Here is a 2,321-nt window from a genome sequence, read left to right as displayed (position 1 = left end):
GGGTGAACCCTCTCCTGAAGAAGCCGCTGGCTTCCGAAGGCGATGGGGAGGGAAACCGGTGGGCATCAGCTACGATCCAACAAAAGGTCTTTTCCACCTGCGGTCCCCCGGGAGCAGTTACGTGCTCCAGGTCCTGGAAACGGGCTTGGTCGCCCACGTCTTCTGGGGCGGGGCCCTCCGCCAACCTGTGGAGCTGGGCCGGATCGCGCCTCAGTTGTTTGGGGAAGCGCCGGCCACGCCGGTGTTGGGTGAGGCCCCGTACCCTCGCCTTTCCCTAGATCTGCTGCCCCAGGAGTACCCCGCTTACGGGCGGACCGATTTCCGCGAGCCGGCCTACCAGGTGGCCTTGGACGATGGCTCCACCGTCACCGACCTGCGCTATCAAAGCCATCAGATCTACCCCGGCAAGCGCCCCTTGGTGGGGCTGCCGGCCACTTTCGTGGAGCGGGGAGAGGATGCGGAAAGCCTCGATCTCACCCTGGCCGACGAGCACGCGGGCCTGGAGGTGGTCCTCACCTACACGGTGTACCGGGAGCTGAACGTGGTCACCCGCTCCGCCCGCTTCACCAACAAGGGCTCCCGACGGCTCCGGCTGTTGCGCGCGTTCAGCGGCAGCGTCGACTTCCCCGACGACCGCTTTGAGCTCCTTCAGCTCTCGGGTGCTTGGGCCCGGGAGCGCCACCTGTGGCGGCGGCCGCTGGTGCCGGGGATCCAGGCCATCGGGAGTACCCGGGGGGCGAGCAGTCACCACCAGAATCCCTTTCTTGCCCTCCTCCGGCCCGAGACCGACGAGCACCACGGCCATGCCTACGGCTTCAGCCTGGTCTACAGCGGGAGCTTCCTCGCCCAGGCGGAGGTGAACCACTACGGCCAGACCCGAGTGGCTATGGGGATTCACCCCCTCAACTTCAGTTGGCTCTTGGAACCGGGGGAGATCTTCCAAACCCCGGAGCTGATCTTGGTCTACTCCGACCGGGGCCTCAACGGGCTCTCCCAGACCTTCCACGACCTGTTCCGCCGCTTCCTCCTGCGGGGGCCCTACCGGGACCGCCCCCGGCCGGTGCTCCTCAACAGCTGGGAGGCGACTTACTTCAATTTCACTGAGGAACGCCTGCTGGAGCTGGCTCGGGAGGCCCAGGCGCTGGGCATGGAGCTCTTTGTCCTCGACGACGGCTGGTTCGGCCGGCGGAACGATGACACGTCCTCTTTGGGCGACTGGGAGGCGAACAAGGCCAAGCTGCCCCGGGGCCTTAAGGGCTTGGGGGAGGCGGTCAACGACCTGGGGCTGGCCTTCGGGCTCTGGGTGGAGCCGGAGATGGTTTCACCCGACAGTGACCTCTACCGGGCCCACCCCGACTGGTGCCTCCATGTGCCGGGACGGAGCCGGTCCTTGGGTCGGAACCAGCTGGTCCTCGATCTGACGCGGGAGGAGGTCCGGCGGTTCATCGTCGACCGGATTGGGGCCATCCTCAGGAGTGCCCCCATCGCTTACGTCAAGTGGGACATGAACCGGTACATGACCGAGGTGGGCTCGGCCGGGCTGCCGCCCGAACGCCAGCAGGAGACAGCCCACCGGTACATCTTGGGGCTCTACCAGGTGCTGGAGGAGCTGACCGAGGCCTTCCCCCACGTTCTCTTCGAGGGGTGTGCCGGGGGCGGGGGCCGGTTCGACCCGGGGATCCTCTACTACATGCCCCAGATCTGGACCAGCGACGACACCGATGCGGTGGAGCGGTTGAAGATCCAGTACGGCACCAGCATCGTCTACCCCCTGGTGACCATGGGGGCTCACGTCTCCGCCGCGCCCAACCACCAGGTGGGCCGCGTGACGCCCCTGGCCACCCGGGGGGATGTGGCCCTCTTCGGCAACATGGGCTACGAGCTGGACGTCACCCGGCTGGATCCGGAGGAGAAGGCGGCCATCCAGGCTCAGGTGGTTCGGTACAAGAGACTCCGGGCCCTGATCCACCGCGGCGACTTCTACCGGCTCCTCAGCCCCTTCGAAGGGAACGAGACGGCTTGGATGGTGGTCGCCAAAGACCGGCGGGAGGCGCTGGTGGGGTTCTACCGGGTCCTGGCTCAGCCCAATCCGCGTCCCAGCCGCCTCCGCTTGGTGGGCCTCGATCCTGCCCTGGAGTACGAGCTGGTGGGTCAGGGCGAACGGTGGGATGGGGACCAGCTCATGGAGGTAGGGCTGACGGTGGAGCCTTATCTCGCCAACACCGGCGGCGATTTTCAAAGCGTCGTCCTCCACTGGCGGGCGGTGGGGCCCGGAAAGGAATGAGGCGGGCCCCCGAAGAAGTGAAAGATAGGATCGAAAC

The 2,321-nt window shown here is 66.7% G+C and carries 1 protein-coding gene; it reads left to right on the top strand.

Annotation, left to right across the window (positions count from 1 at the left end; all coding sequences use genetic code 11):
• Positions 1-58 precede the first annotated feature (58 nt).
• Entirely contained in the window at positions 59-2,284 is a 2,226-nt protein-coding gene (locus tag FWJ67_RS10825; protein ID WP_414482818.1) for an alpha-galactosidase, read from the top strand.
• The last annotated feature ends 37 nt before the right edge of the window (positions 2,285-2,321 follow it).

This window comes from Limnochorda sp., from assembly GCF_047459355.1.
In the GTDB taxonomy this organism is placed as follows: Bacteria; Bacillota; Limnochordia; order Limnochordales; family Limnochordaceae; genus Limnochorda.
The sequence above is the reverse complement of the archived record's forward strand: the minus strand, read 5'-3'. Positions and strand labels throughout refer to the sequence as shown.